This window comes from Phenylobacterium sp. GW821-FHT12F10 (assembly GCF_058806695.1).
Genome location: NZ_JBXAPY010000001.1, coordinates 989,826 through 1,006,416, shown reverse-complemented (window position 1 = coordinate 1,006,416; position 16,591 = coordinate 989,826). Strand labels below are relative to the sequence as shown.

Here is a 16,591-nt window from a genome sequence, read left to right as displayed (position 1 = left end):
CCTGCTGCGCGAAACGTCCTTCGGTCAAAAACGGTTCCCTTGTCGCGAACAACAGATTTTGAGCTGAGAAACACGGCCGGTCGGCCTAGCTTCCGCGGCCTTCGGCGGGGGGAAGACGCGCGGCGTGTCGGTGGATCAGGACCTTCTGGGCTTCATTCGAGAGAATGTGAGGTCCGTCTGGGCGCTGGAGCTGCTGCTGCTCCTGCGCCGGTCGCCCGAGCGCGCCTGGGGCGTCGAGGAGCTGCTGGGCGAGCTGCGCGCCTCCACCGGCATCGTCGGCGACAACCTGGCCCGCTTCGAGCGCGCGGGCCTGGTGCTGCGGGCGCAGGACGGGCGTTACCGGTTCGCGCCGGCCGCCCCGGCCCTGGCCAGCCTTTGCGACGAACTCGACCATGCCTATCGTGAGCGGTCGGTGGCGGTGATCAACGCGATCGTCACCCCGCCCGACCGGCTGCAGGCCCTGGCCGACGCCTTCCGGATCAAGAGGGACCCCAAGTGACCGCGCCGACCGCCGTCTACCTGTTGTGCCTGGCCACCAGCCTGGCGTGCGCGGGCCTGCTGGCGCGCGCCTATCTGCGGGCGCGGACCAGCCTGCTGCTGTGGACCGCCCTGTGCTTCGCCTTCCTGGCCCTGAACAACCTGTTCCTGGTGGCCGACCTGGTGGTGTTCCCCGACATCGACTTCCGGCCCCTGCGCCACGCCAGCGCCCTGGCGGCCATCGGCGTCCTGCTGTTCGGCTTCATCCGGGAGGCCGAATGACCCCCGTCCTGATCGCCTTCGTGAGCGGCGCCATCGCCCTGGGCTATCTGGTGGCCGGGGCCTTCTTCCTGCGTTTCTGGGCGCGGACCCGCGACGCCCTGTTCCTGGCCTTCGCCGGCGCCTTCTGGCTGATGGCCCTCAACCAGGCCCTGCCGGTGCTGCTGGACATCGCCAGCGAGGACCAGGGCGGGGTCTACCTGCTTCGGCTGGCGGCCTTCATCCTGATCATCGCCGCGGTGCTGGGGAAGAACCTCGGCGGACGCCCCCGGCCGTGATTCCATTTCAGCGCGCGGCCGTGACGGGCTATGGAGCGGCCAGACAGCGGCGCTGAGTCCTCCGCGCCCGGACTTTCAGACGGCGGATCGACGATGCTCTCATGGTTCCAGGCGATGATGCCCAAGGAGCACAAGTTCTTCGACCTGTTCGAGGCCCACGCCGAGACCCTGGTCTCCGGCGCCCAGGCCCTGCGGAACGTGTTGAAGGGCGGCGACGGGGTGCTGGAGGACTGCGCCAAGGTGATGGCCTTCGAGCATGAGGCCGACCTGATCACCCGCGACGTGCTGCTGGCGGTGCGCCGGACCTTCATCACCCCCTTCGACCGCGGCGACATCAAGGACCTGATCACCTCCCTCGACGACGCCATCGACCAGATGCAGAAGACCGCCAAGGTCATCATGCTGTTCGAGCTGCGGGACTTCGAGGCGCCGATGCAGGAGATGGCCGACATCATCGTCCAGGCCGCCGAACTGACCCGCGAGGCGGTGGGCCTGATGGGCAAGATGCGCCAGAACGCCCACCGGCTGAACCAGATCACCGAGCAGATCACCCACATCGAGGACAAGTCCGACACCATCTACGACCAGGGCCGCAAGGCGCTGTTCGCGGCCCATCGTCACGACGATCCGATGGCCTTCATCGTCGGCGTCGACGTCTACAGCCACCTGGAGAAGGTGCTGGACCGCTTCGAGGATGTGGCCAACCGCATCAGCGGCATCGTCATCGAACAGGTCTGACCCCGTGGATTTCGCCGGGGTCACGCCGCTCCTGATCATCCTGGTCGTCACGGCGCTCGCCTTCGACCTGCTGAACGGCCTGCACGACGCGGCCAACTCCATCGCCACCATCGTCTCCACCCGGGTGCTCTCGGCGAAGTACGCGGTGATCTGGGCGGCCTTCTTCAACTTCATCGCCTTCATGTTCTTCGGCCTGCACGTGGCCAAGACGGTGGGCTCGGGGATCATCTCGCCCGACCTGGTCTCCGACGGCCTGATCTTCTCGGCCCTGATGGGGGCCATCGCCTGGAACCTGATCACCTGGTGGGCGGGCATCCCCTCCTCGTCCTCCCACGCCCTGATCGGCGGCCTGGTGGGGGCCGGGATCGCCAAGGCCGGGTTCAGCGCCGTGATCTGGGCGGGCCTCAACAAGACCGTCATCGCCATCGTCCTGTCGCCCGGGACCGGCTTCCTGCTGGCCCTGCTGCTGGTGCTGATCGTCTCCTGGACCTTCGTGAGGTTCACGCCCTTCGCGGTGGACTCCACCTTCCGCCGCCTGCAGTTCGTCTCGGCCTCGCTCTATTCCCTCGGCCACGGCGGCAACGACGCCCAGAAGACCATGGGAATCATCGCGGCCCTGCTGATCGCCCACGGCATGGGATCTGGAACCGGCGAGTTCCACGTGCCCCTGTGGGTGGTGCTGTCCTGTCAGGCGGCCATGGGCCTGGGCACCCTGTTCGGGGGCTGGCGGATCGTCCACACCATGGGCTCCAAGATCACCCGGCTTTCACCCATGCAGGGCTTCTGCGCCGAGACCGGCGGGGCCATCACCCTGTTCCTGGCCACCAGCCTAGGGGTCCCGGTCTCCACCACCCACACCATCACCGGGGCCATCGTCGGGGTCGGCGCGGCGCGGCGGGCCTCGGCCGTGCGCTGGGGCGTGGCCAAGGACATCGTCACCGCCTGGGTGCTCACCATGCCGGCCGCCGCCCTGATCTCGGCCGGCGCCTTCTGGCTGGTGGGGCGGTGGATGGGCTAGCCAGCGCCCGGCTAGCCCCAGACGCGGGCCGCATAGTCCACGAAGTTGGCCCCCAGCACCTTGTCGATCACCCGGGGCTTGATCCCCCGCGCGGCCAGCAAGGCTCCCAGCCTGCGGAACTGGTCCACGCCGCGCAGGTCGACGACGAAGGGATAGGTGTCGGCCCGTTCGCCCTTGGCGCCGATGCCGGCCGCCGCGCGCTCGGCGATCTCCTTCTCCAGGGCGCCCTGGTAGGCGGCCAGGTCGTCGATGGCGGTGACCGAGCCGTCGGTGCCGATGCCGACATGATCCTCGCCGCAGACCTTCAGGGCGTGCTCGACGTGGGCGACCACGTCGGCGGCCTTCGGATGGCCGTCCAGGGTCAGGAAGGGCATGAAGTAGATCCCCACGAAGCCCCCTTGCTCGGCCACGCCCCGCAACTCGGCGTCAGTCTTGTTGCGCGGCAGGTCGGTGAGCGCCCGGCAGCCGGTGTGGTTGATGGAGATCGGGACCTTGGAGGCGGCGATGGCGTCCAGGCAGGTGCGCTCGCCCGAGTGGGAAAGGTCCACCATGACCCTGGCCTCGTTCAGCTTGGCCACCACCCTGCGGCCCTGCTCGGTCAGGCCGCGATTGGCCGGCGCCATGGAGCCGTCGCCAAGGCTGTTCTCCGGATTGTAGGTGAGCTGGATGACGCGCACGCCGCGGGCGGCGAACTCGTCCACCCGCTCCAGATGGTCGCCCACCTGGACGGCGTTCTGGAAGCCGTAGATCAGCCCCACCTTGCCGCTCGCCTTGGCCCTGGCGAAGTCGGCGGCCTTGGTGATCTTCATCAGGTCGGCGGGATGGGCGGCCAGGATGGCGTCCCAGGCGTCGAGACTCCGAAGCGTCTCCGCATAGGGATCGCCGGGGCCGAAGACGTAGCCCAGGGTGGTGTTCACCGCCGTCAGGCCAGAGGCCTTGGCGTCGGCGATGGAGCGGGCGTCGAAGTCGGCCTCCATGGGCGGCGGCGGGCCCGTGCGGCCGATGGCGCGGTTCGGATTGATCAGGCCGCCGAGCGCGTTGACGATGATCGGGTCGCCGGCCGCCATCGCGGGGCGGAAGGCCGTGGCGGCCAGGGCGGCGGCCCCGAGGCCGAGGGTCGCGCGGCGCGAGATCATTGGGGCTCCTTGCGCGCCTCGGCGTCGCTCTGGGGGTCGTAGTCGGCGCGGCGGTAGTCTGCGCCGCGCTTGACGGTGAGGACCACGGTCCGCAGGGCCTTGATGTCGGCGCTGGGGTCCTGGGCCACGAAGACCATGTTGGCGAGCTTGCCCGGCGCCAGGGTCCCGAAGTCGGGGTTCTTGGTCACCGCCAGCGCCCCGCCCAGGGTGGCCGCCGAGATGGCCTGCAGCGGCGTGAAGCCCGCCTTGGCCACCAGCAGCTCCAGCTCATCGTGCAGGCCGGGATAGGCGTCCTCGGGCTCGGAGAAACCGTCGGTGCCGGCGGAGATGGTGACGCCGGCGCGCAGGGCCTGGTTGGTCAGCCTGGCGGCGAGGTCGGCGGTGCAGTAGGGCTTGGGGGTCTTAGGATTGGCGGCGGCGCGCGCGTCCAGGCCGGCATAGACCAGCACCGTGGCGTCCAGCACCGTCCCCTGTCGCTTCATCTGGGAAAACAGCTTTGTCATCAATGGATTGTCGCCGTTCGTGAAGGCGGAATAGTCGACGGGCGCGCGGTTGTGATAGGCGCGCGGCAGGGCCTTGGAGGCCTGATAGGCCAGCATGCAGACGTGGCTGACGGCGTCGACCTGGGCGTCCAGCACCTGTTGCGGACTGGCCGGGAACACCGCCCCGTGCGCCCAGACCGGCACGCCCTGGTGGTGGGCCTCGGCGGTGATGGCCTTCACCCGCTCGCCCGGCAGGTCGGCATAGATCTTGATGGCCGAGGCGCCCGTGCCACGGGCCAGGGCCACGGCGGTCTTCAGGTCGGTCTTGGCCTCGATGGCCTGCATCCAGGGGGCATGACCGGCCACGGCGCCGGCGGTGACGGCGTGGGTGCGCGGATCGTCGAAGAACTCAGGCCCCGCCATCAGGGCGGCGTAGTAGATGTCCGGCCCCGGCATCGTCCCGATCCTGGTCTCACGGGCCAGGTCGCCCACCAGCCGCAGGTCGTCGGCCATGTCGCGGACGCCGGTGATCCCGCCATAGAGGTCGCGCTTCAGCTGGGCCTGGGCGAAGGCGCGGACCGGGGGGGTGGCCAGGTGCTCGTGGCTGTTGATCAGGCCCGGCAGGGCGTAGAGGCCGCTCACGTCCACCACCCGGGTGTCCGGCGGCAGCTTCAGGGCCAGCTCCGAATTGGCCCAGACCTTCTCGATCCGGTCGCCCTTCACCAGGATGGACATGTCGGGTCTGGGACCGGCGCCGGTCCCGTCGATGACGCTGGCGCCGCGATAGACGACATAGGGCGGCTCGGCCGCCTGGGCCGCGAGGGCGGCGAGGGAGAGGCCGGCGGCGAGGAGGAGCTTGGCGATCATGCCCTCGACATAGCCCCAGGTCGCGATTTGGGGCGAGCGCGGAATCGGCGGAGTCTGGAGATCTTGAAGTCGTGAGGGGTTCGCGTGCGGTTCGTCCTGTTCAAAGGCCAGTCGCAGTACGGATCGCTGCGGCTGCACATCGACCAGCTGGCGGCCGCCCTCTCAGGGCTGGGGCACGAGGCGGCGGTCATCGACCTCATCGCCCCCGAGGCGGTGGAGAAGGTCAACGCCAGCTTCGCCGCCCCGGCCGACTGCTACTTCGGCATCAGCGGCATCGGGGCGGAGATCCAGGTGGGGAACGCCTCGGTCTACGACGCCATCGGGGCGACCTACGCCTCGCTCTATGTCGACCACCCGATCCACCACACCCAGCGGCTCTCGGTTCCGATCCGCAAGAAGGTCGGGCTGTTCCTCGACCGCAGCCACGTCCAGTTCATGGCCGCCTGGTCCAAGGGCCGGGGCTTCGCGCAGCTCGCCTTCCTGCCGCCGGGCGCCAACCAGATCGACGCGCCGCTGGAGACCACCGACGGCGCCTTCCTGGCCCGCGACATCCCGCTGCTGTTCACCGGCACCTATCGCGGCGAACCCGTCGCCCCCTGGCGCGACGAACCCCCCAGCATCGGCCGCGACGCGGTGGAGGAGATCGCCCAGCGGATGGCCGCCGACGGCAAGCTTGCGGTGCTGGACGCCCTGAAGGCGGTGATCGCTCGCCTGGGCGGGGAGCTGACCCCGGACCTGTTCGAGGAGTTCCTGCCCCTGCTGCAGGCCCCGCAGTTCTACGCCGAGGCCCACCACCGCAACGCCCTGCTCAACACCCTGGGCCAGGCGGGCACGCCCCTGCACATCTACGGCAATGGCTGGGAGCCGCTGCTGGAGCGCTACAGGTCCTTTGTCTATGGCGGGGTCGGCAGCTTCGAGGAGACCCTGCACCTGCTGCGGCGGACCCGGCTGGTGCTGAACTCCAACAACGGCTTCGTGGCCGGGGGGCACGAGCGGGTGTTCACCGCCATGTGCGGCGGCGCGGCGGTGATCTCCGACGAGAACCGCTACTATGCCGAGGCCTTCAAGCCCGGCCGGGAGATGGCGGTCTACGCCTGGGACAAGCTCGACCGGGTCCCCGGCCAGATCGCCGCCCTGCTGGAGGACCAGGACGCGCTGGCGGCCCTGGCCCGGGCCGGCGCCAAGCGGGCGCTCGCCGACCACACCTGGACCGCGCGGGCGGCCAAGCTCGTCAAGATCGTCAAGCAGGCCGGATAAGGCCCTGATATTCCTGCGGGGTTCCGCAGAAGATCACCTCGTCTCGCCCGATCCGGTGATAGCCGATCCGCGCGCCGCGGCCGATCAGATGGTTGTAAAGCGGGGCGACATAGAGCTCCCGGGCCTGGGGCGCGAGGCGCTCGGCCGCCAGGGCCGCGCGGAAGTCGCCGGCGCGGGCGAAGTGGTAGAGGCCGGTGCAGCAGAGGTTGGAGATCGGCCGCTTCTCGGCGGTCTCCAGGGCCAGGGGCTCGGCGCCGGGCGCGGGCCGGACATAGGACCAGTTGTCCCCCTCACCCTCGAACACCTCCAGCCACCCGTCCAGGGCCTCGTACCAGGGGCCGGGGAAGACGAAGCCCGGCCGGAAGGTGTCGATGTTGAAGATGGTCAGCGGCGTGGCGTCGCCCTCGCCCTCCAGCCCCAGCTCCACCGTCTCGGCCTGGCCCGCCGTGGGGCCCGGCAGGGCGACGACGCGGACGTCCCGCACGCCGAGGCGGCGAGTCTCTTCCCGAACGAACTCAAGGGCCTCGGCCGCAACGATGAACAGGAAGGGGTGGGTTTCGAACTGGCCGCGGAAACTCTCCACCGCATGGGCGAAGACACTGAGACCATTGAGGTCCAGCCGATATTTCGGCTGGGCGTAGCCGGCGTCGAAGAACCGCTGCGAGCGGCCGGCCATGGGGATGACGATCACGCCGCCTCGAGCTCCGCATAGAGCCGCAGGGCGTTGGCCACGAAGGCCTTTTGCCGGTCGGGCCGGTCGGCGTGCAGAGGGATCATGGACAGGAACAGGCTGACCATGATGGCGCGCACCTCCGACGACAGTCCCGTCACCCCGTCGATGGCGAGGTCGGCCAGGCCCGCCTCCAGCCAGGGCTGACAGGCGATCTCCTCGAAGGCGATGGCGTAGTCGCTCCCGTCGACGGTGACCGCGCAGCGGCCGGCGATGATCTGGTCGTACCGGCCGACCACGGAGTGGGCCAGCTTGGCCAGGTCGTAGCGCAGGTCGCCATAGATGGTGGGCCTGTCCCCCACCAGGCCGCGGGGATCGATGGCTTTGATGCGCCGCACCCGGCTGTCGTAGAGGATGTTCGAGAAGCAGAAGTCGCCGTGCAGGATGGAGTCCGGCCGCCCGGCGTCCAGGCCATAGGCCGGGACCAGGGCCTCGCTGATGGCCCGGAGGGACGGCATGGGCCTGCCCGAGAGCGACAGGGGCTGGTCGATGTCGAACCGGGCGTCGCGGGCGAAGCTCTCCAGGCGGGCCTGGGTCTTGTCGGCCACCAGCAGCCTCAGGGCCGCGTCGCCGGAGCCTGTCCCTCTGTGCGCGGCGCAGGCGGCCAGGAAGTCCTCGCAGGAGGCCAGGATGCGCAGCCAGGGCTTGCGCCCCACCGCCCCGTGGACGAACAGCTCCGAGAGCACCGGCAGGTACTCGTACTCGGTCTCGTAGAAGACCCGGCCCTCCTCGGCCCCGAAGCCCAGCAGGCGGCCGCAATAGACCTGGACGGCGGGCGGCGCCTCCTGCAGCCAGTGGGTCTCGGCCCAGATCTTGGCCTGGTCGGCGCTGGACTTGCGCGCGGTCAGGCCGTCGATGCGCACGGTGTTGAAGGCCCGCGCCGTGGTCACCGCCAGCCGCGATTGGAAGAAGGTCTGCAGGTGCCCGAAGTCGAGCCAGCCCTGGGCCGGGACCAGCCGCACCGCGTGCTCGGCCAGGTAATGGTTCACGCCTTCGATGAAGTCGCCGCGCATCCGGGTCAGCGACCGCAGCAGATCCAGGCCCGAGGCGAAGGCGAAATAGCCGGCGGCGACGGGCCAGCCCTCGTGGCCGTCCTCGCCGGCGGCGCTGTTGACCAGGGACAGGACGCGGCCGCCCTCCCCGATCTCCATCTCGGCCCAGGCGTATTCGTTGCCGCGCTGGCCCCCGACGATGAGGTCGTCCGCCGCCAGGGGCGGGTCGGAGATCAGGGTGTCGCCGTGCAGGATGTGGACGGGCCCGTCCCCGGCCCCGATGGCGTTCAGCGCATAGACCACCGCCTCCCCCAGCCTGAGCCCTTCGGGGATGGGGACGATCTCCACCCCCAGGGCGGCCAGGCGGTCGCTGTCGTAGGGCGAGACGCCGTGGGCCTCGGGCAGCACCAGGTGGACGGCGCCGTGTCCGCCCACCGCGGCCAGCTGCAGTTCGTAGAGCTTCTGCACCCCCACCGGCAGCATCGACGGCGGCAGGGGGCCGAACTCGGCGGCCAGCTCCTGGCCCACCACCGCCCCGGACATGATCAGGCGGACGGTCATCGGCCTCAGGCCTCCGCGGCGATCAGGGCCGCGATCTCGTCGAGGGACAGGGCCAGGAACTCCGAGGGCCGCACGGCGCGGTCGTCGATGTAGAAGCCCTCGGTTCCGCACCAGGGCTTGCCCACATGCACCTCGTCATAGGGCACCTCGTGGCGCGCCAGCCAGTCGAGGATGACCGGCAGGGTGTTGGCGTTGATCAGGCCGATCTGGCCGCCATAGGTGCGCATGTTCCGCGCGCTGGCGATGATGATGGAATAGCCCTGCTCGCGGTATTCCCGCAGCCGGGCGATCACCGGCAGGTTGGGCTCGCGCTCGGCATAGGGGCGGCCCGGGTCGTCCAGGGCGAGGGTGCCGTCGAGATCGAAGACCAGCCGTTTCATGGGCCAGATGTAGGACGATTCGAGCCCCGCCCCCCGCGCCGCCGGAACCTCGGGCCCCGGCGCCGGTTTGCCCCTTCAGTTCACGTTCCGAACGGAAGGAAACCCCATGCGTGCCTGGTTCGTCGCCGCGGCCTCGATCGCCGCCCTCGCCGCCGCCTCCCCGAGCCTCGCCCAGCCCAGCCTGGGCCCGGCCGAGCGCCCCGCTCCCACCCCCACCGACGCCGCGTCCTACGTGGACGAAGCCTTCGCCGCCGACGCCTTCGAGGTCACCGCCAGCCGCCTGGCCCTGGCGCGCTCGCGCAACCCGGCCGTCCGTGAACTGGCCCAGCACATGATCGAGGACGCGGAGATGACCACCAACGCCCTGCTCACCGCCGCCGAGACAGCCAATGTGCCGCCGCCCACCTCGCCGTCCGGGGACATGACCAAGGGGGCCCAGATGGACGCCCTGACCCAGACCACCGGTCGCGACTTCGACGACACCTACCTGGCCCAGCAGCGCCGGGCCCAGCAGGAGGCGCTCGCCCTGCACCAGCGCTACGCCGCCGAGGGCGACAACGACATCCTGCGCGACTACGCCGTGGATACGGCCGCCCGCGTGGCCGACCAGCTCGACGCGGTGAACAACCTGCCGGGGCGGTAGGGCCTCAGCCCGCCGGCGCCCTGAGGACGAAGGCGCACAGCCCGATGATCAGGATGGCCAGGCCCCCCAGGCCGACGCCGTCCAGCAGGCCCGGACGACCCTCGATCTCGGGGGTCGCGCCGGACTTGAGTTCGCGGGCGGCCATGAACAGCGGCAGGGTGACGCTGATGGCCACCAGCAGCCCCCCGATCACATAGGCCCAGACGAAGGGGATGCGCCGCCGCCGTCCCTCGAACACCATCCAGACCGCCGCGGCGTAGAGCACGAGCGCGATGTCGAAGGTCACCGACCGGCTGGCGGGATTGACCGCCGCGTCCCTCAGGAAGGCCGGAAACGCCGACAGGCCGCCGCCGCCCCCGAAATAGGCCAGGTTCTGGCTCCAGGTCAGGACAAGGGCGATGATCGCCAACAGCCCATAGACCGCCGCCAACTGCCGGTTCTGTCTCACACCGCACCCTCCCCGGATGGATCTCCCATCGCGGAGCTTGGCGCCTCGCGCCGAGTCTGGCGACCTCAGCGCGGCAGCTTGCTCGCCCCCATCAGGAAGGCGTCCACCGCCTGGGCGCACTGGCGGCCCTCGCGGATGGCCCAGACCACCAGGGATTGGCCCCGGCGCATGTCGCCGCAGGAGAAGATGTTGGGCGTGGTGGTCTTGTAGTCGGTGACCGGCGCCTTGACCGCGCCGCGGGCGTCGAACTCCACGCCGGCCTGTTCGGTGAAGGCGTTGTGGCGCGGCGAGACGAAGCCCATGGCCAGCAGCACCAGATCGGCCTTGATCTGGAAGGTGCTGCCCTCGACTTCCTTGAGCACCTGGCGCCCGTCGGGACCGGGCGCCCACTCCATGCGCACGCACTCCAGGGCCTCGACCTTGCCGTTGGAGCCGATGGCCCGCTTGGTGGCCACGGCGAAGTCGCGCTCGCAGCCCTCCTCGTGGCTCGACGAGGTGCGCAGCTTCATGGGCCAGTCGGGCCAGGTCATGAACTTGTTCTCCCGGGCCGGCGGCTCGGGCATGATTTCGAACTGGGTCACCGAGGCCGCGCCGTGACGGTTGGAGGTGCCGATGCAGTCGGAGCCGGTGTCGCCGCCGCCGATCACCACCACATGCTTGCCGGTGGCCGAGATGGCGCCCTTCGGCGCGGCGCGCAGTTCGTCGTCGCCGGCGTTGCGCTTGTTCTGCTGGACCAGGAAGTCCATGGCGAAGTGGATGCCCTCCAGCTCGCGGCCGGGGACCTCCAGGTCGCGGGGATTCTCGGCCCCGCCAGCCATCACCAGCACGTCGTAGTCGTCCAGCAGCCGCTGGACCGAGACGGTGACGCCGATCTCCATATTGGTGCGGAAGATGACCCCCTCGGCCTCCATCTGCGCCACGCGGCGGTCGATGAGGTGCTTCTCCATCTTGAAGTCGGGGATGCCGTAGCGGAGCAGACCGCCAATGCGGTCGCTCTTCTCGAACACCGTCGGCGCGTGGCCGGCGCGGGCCAGCTGCTGGGCGCAGGCCAGGCCGGCGGGGCCGGAGCCCACCACGGCCACCCGCTTGCCGGTGCCGCGCGGCGACATCTGCGGGGTGATCCAGCCCTCTTCCCATCCCTTGTCGACGATGGCGCACTCGATGGTCTTGATGGTCACCGGGCTGTCGATGATGTTCAGCGTGCAGGACGCCTCGCACGGGGCGGGGCAGATGCGGCCGGTGAACTCCGGGAAGTTGTTGGTGGACTGGAGGTTCTCCAGCGCCGTCTTCCACTGGTCACGATAGACCAGGTTGTTGAAGTCCGGGATCTGGTTATTGACCGGACAGCCGGTGTGACAGAACGGAATCCCGCAGTCCATGCAGCGCGCAGCCTGCTTGTTCAGGGTCTCCTGCGGCAGCGGGTGGACGAATTCCTTCCAGTTGCGAAGGCGGTCCTGCGGCTTCTCGTATCCGCGATCCTGGCGCTCGATCTCCAGGAAGCCGGTGGGCTTGCCCATGGGTCTACTCCGACTCTGAAATACTATTCGGCGGCGACGGCGGCGGCCGCCAGCCGTTCGGCGGCCATGTCCGTGAGCGCCCGGCGGTAGTCCTTGGGCATGACCTTCACGAAGGAGGTCAGGCAGGTGTCCCAGTTCTCCAGGATCTCCCGGGCCCGGGCGCTGCCCGTATAGAGCAGGTGCCGCTCCACCAGGATCTTCAGGCGCTCGGCGTCGAAGGCCAGCATGTCGCCCATGCCGTTGTTCTCCACCGAGATCGAGCGCTGGCTCGGACGGCCGGGATCGTCGGCGCCGCCGCTGGCGGGCGCGACCTTCTCGATGTCCACCATGGCGGTGTTGCACAGCGGGGTGAACCGGCCCTTGGGATCGTAGACATAGGCGATGCCGCCGGACATGCCGGCCGCGAAGTTGCGCCCGGTGTCGCCCAGCACCACCACCACGCCGCCGGTCATGTACTCACAGCCGTGGTCGCCCGTGCCCTCCACCACCGTGACAGCGCCGGAGTTGCGAACCGCGAAGCGTTCGCCGGCCACGCCCTGGAAATAGGCCTCCCCGGCGATGGCGCCGTAGAGGACCGTATTGCCGACGATGATGTTCTGGGTCGGATCGCGGGTGGATTCCTTGGGCTGGCGCACGACCACCCGGCCGCCCGACAGGCCCTTGCCCACATAGTCGTTGCCGTCGCCGATCAGCTCCAGGCTGACCCCGCGGGCCGCGAAGGCGCCGAAGCTCTGGCCCGCCGCCCCGTGGAAGGTGAGCGAGATGGTGTCCTCCGGCAGGCCGGCGTGGCCATAGGCGCGCGCCACCTCGCCCGAGAGCATGGCGCCCACGGTACGGTTGATGTTCTTGATCGGGTACTCGCCGCGCATCGGGGTGCGGTTGGCGAGCGCGTCCTTGGCGTCGGCGATCAGGGTGTTGTCCAGGGCCTTCTCCAGGCCGTGGTCCTGGCGGTCCATGTTCCACAGGCCCTTCTGGCCCTCGGGACGCACCGCGTGCAGCAGCTTGGACAGGTCCACGCCGCCGGCCTTCCAGTGGTCGACGGCCTCGCGCATGTCCAGGCGCTCCACCTGGCCGATCATCTCGTTCATGGTGGCGAAGCCGAGTTGGGCCATGATCTCGCGCAGCTCTTCGGCGACGAAGAAGAAGTAGTTGATGACGTGCTCGGGCTGGCCGGTGAACCGGGCCCGCAGGATCGGGTCCTGGGTCGCCACCCCCACCGGACAGGTGTTCAGGTGGCACTTGCGCATCATGATGCAGCCGGCCGCGATCAGCGGCGCGGTGGCGAAGCCGAATTCGTCGGCCCCCAGCAGGGCGGCCACGGCCACGTCGCGGCCGGTGCGCAGGCCGCCGTCGGCCTGGACGGCCACGCGGGTGCGCAGGCCGTTGAGCAGCAGGGTCTGCTGGGTCTCGGCCAGGCCGATCTCCCAGGGGGAGCCGGCATGGGTCAGGGAGGTGAGCGGCGAGGCGCCGGTGCCGCCCTCGAAGCCCGAGATGGTGATGTGGTCGGCGCGCGCCTTGGCCACGCCGGCCGCCACCGTGCCGACGCCGACTTCCGAGACCAGCTTCACGGAGATGCGGGCCTTGGAGTTGGCGTTCTTCAGGTCGTGGATCAGCTGGGCCAGATCCTCGATGGAGTAGATGTCGTGGTGCGGCGGCGGCGAGATCAGGCCGACGCCCGGCGTCGAATGCCGGACCCGGGCGATATTGGCGTCCACCTTGTGGCCGGGCAGCTGGCCGCCCTCGCCGGGCTTGGCCCCCTGGGCCATCTTGATCTGGATGTCGTCGGCGTTGACCAGATACTCGGTGGTCACCCCGAAGCGGCCCGAGGCCACCTGCTTGATGGCCGAGCGCATGGAGTCGCCGTTGGGCAGGGGCTTAAAGCGGTCGGATTCCTCGCCGCCCTCCCCGGTGTTCGACTTGCCGCCGATCCGGTTCATGGCCATGGCCAGCGTCGTGTGGGCCTCGCGGCTGATGGAGCCGAAGCTCATGGCCCCGGTGGCGAAGCGCTTGACGATCTCGCTGGCCGGCTCGACCTCGTCGAGGCTGAGCGGGGTCTCGGCGAACTTGAAGCGCATCAGGCCGCGGATGGTGAGCAGGCGCTGGGACTGCTCGTTGATGCCGGCGGCGAAGGCCTTGTACTCGTCGGGCAGGTTGCCGCGCACGGCGTGCTGCAGCTTGCTGACGGTCTCCGGGGTCCAGGCGTGCTCCTCGCCGCGCAGGCGGAAGGCGTAGGCCCCGCCGACGTCGAGCTGGGTCGCGTAGATCGGGTTGTCGCCATAGGCGTCGCGGTGGCGGCGCACCGCCTCCTCGGCGATCTGGTAGAGGCCGATCCCCTCGATCGTGGTGGCGGTGCCGGTGAAGTACTGCTCGATCACCGTGGAGTTCAGGCCCACGGCGTCGAAGATCTGGGCGCCGCAATAAGACTGGTAGGTGGAGATGCCCATCTTGGACATCACCTTCAGCACGCCCTTGCCGACCGCCTTGATGTAGTTCTTGCGCACGTCGTAGGCCGACAGGGCATAGCCGTTCTGGACCCGGAGGTTTTCCAGGGTCTCGAAGGCCAGGTAGGGGTTCACGGCTTCGGCGCCATAGCCGGCCAGGACGCAGAAGTGGTGCACCTCGCGGGCTTCGCCGGTCTCGATCACCAGGCCGGTCTGCATGCGCAGGCCCTGGCGGATCAGGTGGTGGTGCACGGCCGCCGTGGCCAGGGCCGCCGGGATGGCGATGCGGTCCGGCGAGGTGGCCCGATCCGAGAGGATCAGGATGTTCATGTCGGCCAGGACGTTGTCGGTGGCCTCGCGGCACAGACGATCGAGCGCCCGCTCCAGGCCCGCCGGGCCCTCCTCGGCCGCCCAGGTGGCGTCCAGGGTGGCGGTGCGGAAGGCGCCGTCCAGCAGCTCGCTGATGGCGCGGATCTTCGCCAGGTCCTCATTGGTGAGGATGGGCTGGGAGACCTCCAGGCGCTTGTGGGTGCCGGCCTGCCGGCCCAGCAGGTTCGGGCGCGGGCCGATCATCGACACCAGGCTCATCACCAGCTCTTCCCGGATCGGGTCGATGGGCGGGTTGGTGACCTGGGCGAAGTTCTGCTTGAAGTAGTCGTAGAGCAGCTTCGGGCGCTTCGACAGCACCGCGATGGGGATGTCCTGACCCATCGAGCCGATCGGGTCGTCCCCGGTCTGGGCCATGGGCTCCAGGAAGAACTGCAGGTCCTCCTGGGTGTAGCCGAAGGCCTGCTGGCGATCGAGCAGCTGGCTGGGGTCGTTGCCCAGCAGGGCCTGGGCCGGCGGGGCCTCGGGCAGATCCTCCAGCTTGAACTGAGTCTGGGCCAGCCAGTCGGCATAGGGCTCGGCGTCGGCGAGGGAGGCCTTGATCTCCTCGTCCTCGATGATCCGGCCTTCCTCCATGTCGATCAGCAGCATCTTGCCGGGCTGCAGGCGCCACTTGCGCACCACCCGCTCCTCGGGAACCACCAGCACGCCGACCTCCGAGGCCATGATCACATGGTCCTGGTCGGTGATGACGAAGCGGGCCGGACGCAGGCCGTTGCGGTCCAGGGTGGCGCCGATCTGGCGGCCGTCGGTGAAGGCCACGGCGGCGGGGCCGTCCCACGGCTCCATCAGGGCGGCGTGATACTCGTAGAAGGCCTTGCGCTTGGGATCCATCAGCGGATTGCCGGCCCAGGCCTCCGGGATCAGCATCATGACGGCGTGGGCCAGCGGATAGCCGCCGGCCACCAGCAGCTCCAGCGCATTGTCCAGACAGGCCGTGTCGGACTGGCCGTGCGGGATCAGCGGCCACATCTTGTTGAGGTCGGGGCCCAGCAGGTCCGACTCCAGGGTGCGGCGGCGCGCGTTCATCCAGTTCACGTTGCCGCGGACCGTGTTGATCTCGCCGTTGTGGGCGATGAACCGGTAGGGGTGGGCCAGCTTCCAGGACGGGAAGGTGTTGGTGGAGAACCGCTGGTGCACCAGGGCGAGCGCCGACTCCGTCAACGGGTTGGCGAGGTCGGTGTAGAAGGTGCCGACCTGGCCGGCCAGCAGAAGGCCCTTATAGACCACCGTCCGCGTCGAGAAGGACGGCAGGTAGAGTTGGGTCAGGCCCGGCAGGTTCTTCTTCACCGCCAGCTCGGCCAAGGGGTTCTGCAGCTGCTTGCGGATGGTCAGCAGCTTCCGCTCGAAGGCGTCCTGGTCCTTGGTCCCCGGGCCGCGGCCGACGATGGCCTGGCGGATCACCGGCATCTCGGCCAGCACGGCCTCGCCCAGGCCGGTGGTGTCGACGGGCACGTCGCGCCAGGCGATGAAGACCTGGCCCTCGACCTTCAGGAAGTGCTCGAACTGGGAGACGGCCACGGCGCGGGCGGCGTCGTCCTGCGGCATGAAGCACATGGCCACGGCGTAGTCGCCGGGCGCCGGCAGGGTGACGCCCTCCTTGCCGGCCCAGTCGCGCAGCAGGGCGTCGGGCATCTGAATCAGAATCCCGGCCCCGTCGCCCACCAGGGGATCGGCGCCGACAGCGCCGCGGTGGTCGAGGTTGATCAGGATTTCCAGACCAGCGGTCACGACCTCATGCGATTTGCGGCCCTTGATATTGGCCACAAACCCCACACCGCACGCATCGTGTTCATTGCGCGGGTCGTACAGACCTTGCCGTTCCGGAGCTCCCATGCGGGTCCCTCATTCTCATACAGGCATGCGTTACAGGCATGCGGCAGCACGGCCGAACCCGACCGTGAAACGTACGTTCGGGCGGCCATTAGCGGCAAGAACGACCCTTGTCGATGGGTCTGAA

At 69.4% G+C, this 16,591-nt stretch carries 15 protein-coding genes; 7 read left to right on the top strand and 8 right to left on the bottom strand.

The features are described 5' to 3' along the window. Positions 1-166: 166 nt before the first annotated feature. The 5 genes from AC1RN5_RS05065 (at position 167) to AC1RN5_RS05045 (ending at position 2,790) form a co-directional block, all read left to right on the top strand. A complete protein-coding gene (locus AC1RN5_RS05065) occupies positions 167-499 on the top strand; it encodes a hypothetical protein (RefSeq protein WP_493040148.1) in 333 nt (110 codons plus the stop codon). Continuing rightward, complete coding sequence (locus AC1RN5_RS05060) at positions 496-759, top strand: DUF5985 family protein (protein ID WP_421932188.1); 264 nt, start codon at positions 496-498, stop codon at positions 757-759. Before AC1RN5_RS05065 ends, AC1RN5_RS05060 begins: the two co-directional genes overlap by 4 nt. Next, positions 756-1,034, top strand: coding sequence for a DUF5985 family protein (locus AC1RN5_RS05055; protein ID WP_493040147.1), 279 nt, complete (start codon positions 756-758; stop codon positions 1,032-1,034). Before AC1RN5_RS05060 ends, AC1RN5_RS05055 begins: the two co-directional genes overlap by 4 nt. Before the next feature lie 93 nt (positions 1,035-1,127). Continuing rightward, positions 1,128-1,772, top strand: coding sequence for a DUF47 domain-containing protein (locus tag AC1RN5_RS05050; RefSeq protein ID WP_493040146.1), 645 nt, complete (start codon positions 1,128-1,130; stop codon positions 1,770-1,772). Between the two features lie 4 nt (positions 1,773-1,776). Beyond that, complete coding sequence (locus tag AC1RN5_RS05045; RefSeq protein WP_493040145.1) at positions 1,777-2,790, top strand: inorganic phosphate transporter; 1,014 nt, start codon at positions 1,777-1,779, stop codon at positions 2,788-2,790. Positions 2,791-2,801: 11 nt separating this feature from the next. Here the strand turns inward: AC1RN5_RS05045 and AC1RN5_RS05040 are convergent, their stop codons facing one another. Further along, positions 2,802-3,926 (bottom strand): dipeptidase, encoded by a 1,125-nt coding sequence (locus tag AC1RN5_RS05040; RefSeq protein ID WP_493040144.1) that lies wholly within the window; start codon positions 3,924-3,926, stop codon positions 2,802-2,804. Further along, complete coding sequence (locus tag AC1RN5_RS05035; protein ID WP_493040143.1) at positions 3,923-5,275, bottom strand: amidohydrolase family protein; 1,353 nt, start codon at positions 5,273-5,275, stop codon at positions 3,923-3,925. Before AC1RN5_RS05035 ends, AC1RN5_RS05040 begins: the two co-directional genes overlap by 4 nt. A gap of 84 nt (positions 5,276-5,359) precedes the next feature. Here AC1RN5_RS05035 and AC1RN5_RS05030 point away from each other — a divergent pair, with 84 nt between their 5' ends. After that, positions 5,360-6,532: a glycosyltransferase family protein gene (locus AC1RN5_RS05030; RefSeq protein WP_493040142.1), complete on the top strand. Its 1,173-nt coding sequence runs from the start codon at positions 5,360-5,362 to the stop codon at positions 6,530-6,532. Here the strand turns inward: AC1RN5_RS05030 and AC1RN5_RS05025 are convergent. From AC1RN5_RS05025 to AC1RN5_RS05015, 3 genes are read right to left on the bottom strand one after another with little or no spacing between them, the layout of a single operon-like run. Then, positions 6,516-7,223, bottom strand: a complete 708-nt coding sequence (locus AC1RN5_RS05025; protein WP_493040141.1) for a glycosyltransferase family 2 protein — start codon at positions 7,221-7,223, stop codon at positions 6,516-6,518. The two genes, AC1RN5_RS05030 and AC1RN5_RS05025, sit on opposite strands and share 17 nt — an antisense overlap. Further along, entirely contained in the window at positions 7,220-8,815 is a 1,596-nt protein-coding gene (locus tag AC1RN5_RS05020; protein ID WP_493040140.1) for a glycosyltransferase family protein, read from the bottom strand. Before AC1RN5_RS05020 ends, AC1RN5_RS05025 begins: the two co-directional genes overlap by 4 nt. Positions 8,816-8,820: 5 nt before the next feature. Then, on the bottom strand, positions 8,821-9,195 hold the full coding sequence (locus AC1RN5_RS05015) for an HAD family hydrolase (RefSeq protein WP_493040139.1): 375 nt from the start codon (positions 9,193-9,195) through the stop codon (positions 8,821-8,823). Positions 9,196-9,301: 106 nt separating this feature from the next. On the opposite strand from AC1RN5_RS05015, the gene AC1RN5_RS05010 reads away from it, so the two are divergent. Then, positions 9,302-9,838: a DUF4142 domain-containing protein gene (locus tag AC1RN5_RS05010; protein ID WP_493040138.1), complete on the top strand. Its 537-nt coding sequence runs from the start codon at positions 9,302-9,304 to the stop codon at positions 9,836-9,838. Between the two features lie 4 nt (positions 9,839-9,842). On the opposite strand, the gene AC1RN5_RS05005 is transcribed toward AC1RN5_RS05010, so the two are convergent. The 3 genes from AC1RN5_RS05005 to gltB form a co-directional block, all read right to left on the bottom strand. Beyond that, complete coding sequence (locus AC1RN5_RS05005) at positions 9,843-10,286, bottom strand: DUF2834 domain-containing protein (RefSeq protein WP_493040137.1); 444 nt, start codon at positions 10,284-10,286, stop codon at positions 9,843-9,845. Between the two features lie 65 nt (positions 10,287-10,351). Continuing rightward, positions 10,352-11,803: a glutamate synthase subunit beta gene (locus AC1RN5_RS05000; protein WP_493040136.1), complete on the bottom strand. Its 1,452-nt coding sequence runs from the start codon at positions 11,801-11,803 to the stop codon at positions 10,352-10,354. Positions 11,804-11,826: 23 nt separating this feature from the next. Then, positions 11,827-16,467 (bottom strand): glutamate synthase large subunit, encoded by a 4,641-nt coding sequence (gene gltB / locus AC1RN5_RS04995; RefSeq protein WP_493040135.1) that lies wholly within the window; start codon positions 16,465-16,467, stop codon positions 11,827-11,829. Positions 16,468-16,591: the final 124 nt, after the last annotated feature.

What these genes read in the sequence shown, in the direction of transcription:
- AC1RN5_RS05055 (WP_493040147.1), top strand. Translation starts at nt 756, where the DNA reads ATGACCCCCGTCCTGATCGCCTTCGTGAGCGGCGCCATCGCCCTGGGC.
- AC1RN5_RS05050 (WP_493040146.1), top strand. Translation starts at nt 1,128, where the DNA reads ATGCTCTCATGGTTCCAGGCGATGATGCCCAAGGAGCACAAGTTCTTC.
- AC1RN5_RS05040 (WP_493040144.1), bottom strand. Translation starts at nt 3,926, where the DNA reads ATGATCTCGCGCCGCGCGACCCTCGGCCTCGGGGCCGCCGCCCTGGCC.
- AC1RN5_RS05035 (WP_493040143.1), bottom strand. Translation starts at nt 5,275, where the DNA reads ATGATCGCCAAGCTCCTCCTCGCCGCCGGCCTCTCCCTCGCCGCCCTC.
- AC1RN5_RS05020 (WP_493040140.1), bottom strand. Translation starts at nt 8,815, where the DNA reads ATGACCGTCCGCCTGATCATGTCCGGGGCGGTGGTGGGCCAGGAGCTG.
- AC1RN5_RS05015 (WP_493040139.1), bottom strand. Translation starts at nt 9,195, where the DNA reads ATGAAACGGCTGGTCTTCGATCTCGACGGCACCCTCGCCCTGGACGAC.
- AC1RN5_RS05010 (WP_493040138.1), top strand. Translation starts at nt 9,302, where the DNA reads ATGCGTGCCTGGTTCGTCGCCGCGGCCTCGATCGCCGCCCTCGCCGCC.
- AC1RN5_RS05000 (WP_493040136.1), bottom strand. Translation starts at nt 11,803, where the DNA reads ATGGGCAAGCCCACCGGCTTCCTGGAGATCGAGCGCCAGGATCGCGGA.
- gltB (WP_493040135.1), bottom strand. Translation starts at nt 16,467, where the DNA reads ATGGGAGCTCCGGAACGGCAAGGTCTGTACGACCCGCGCAATGAACAC.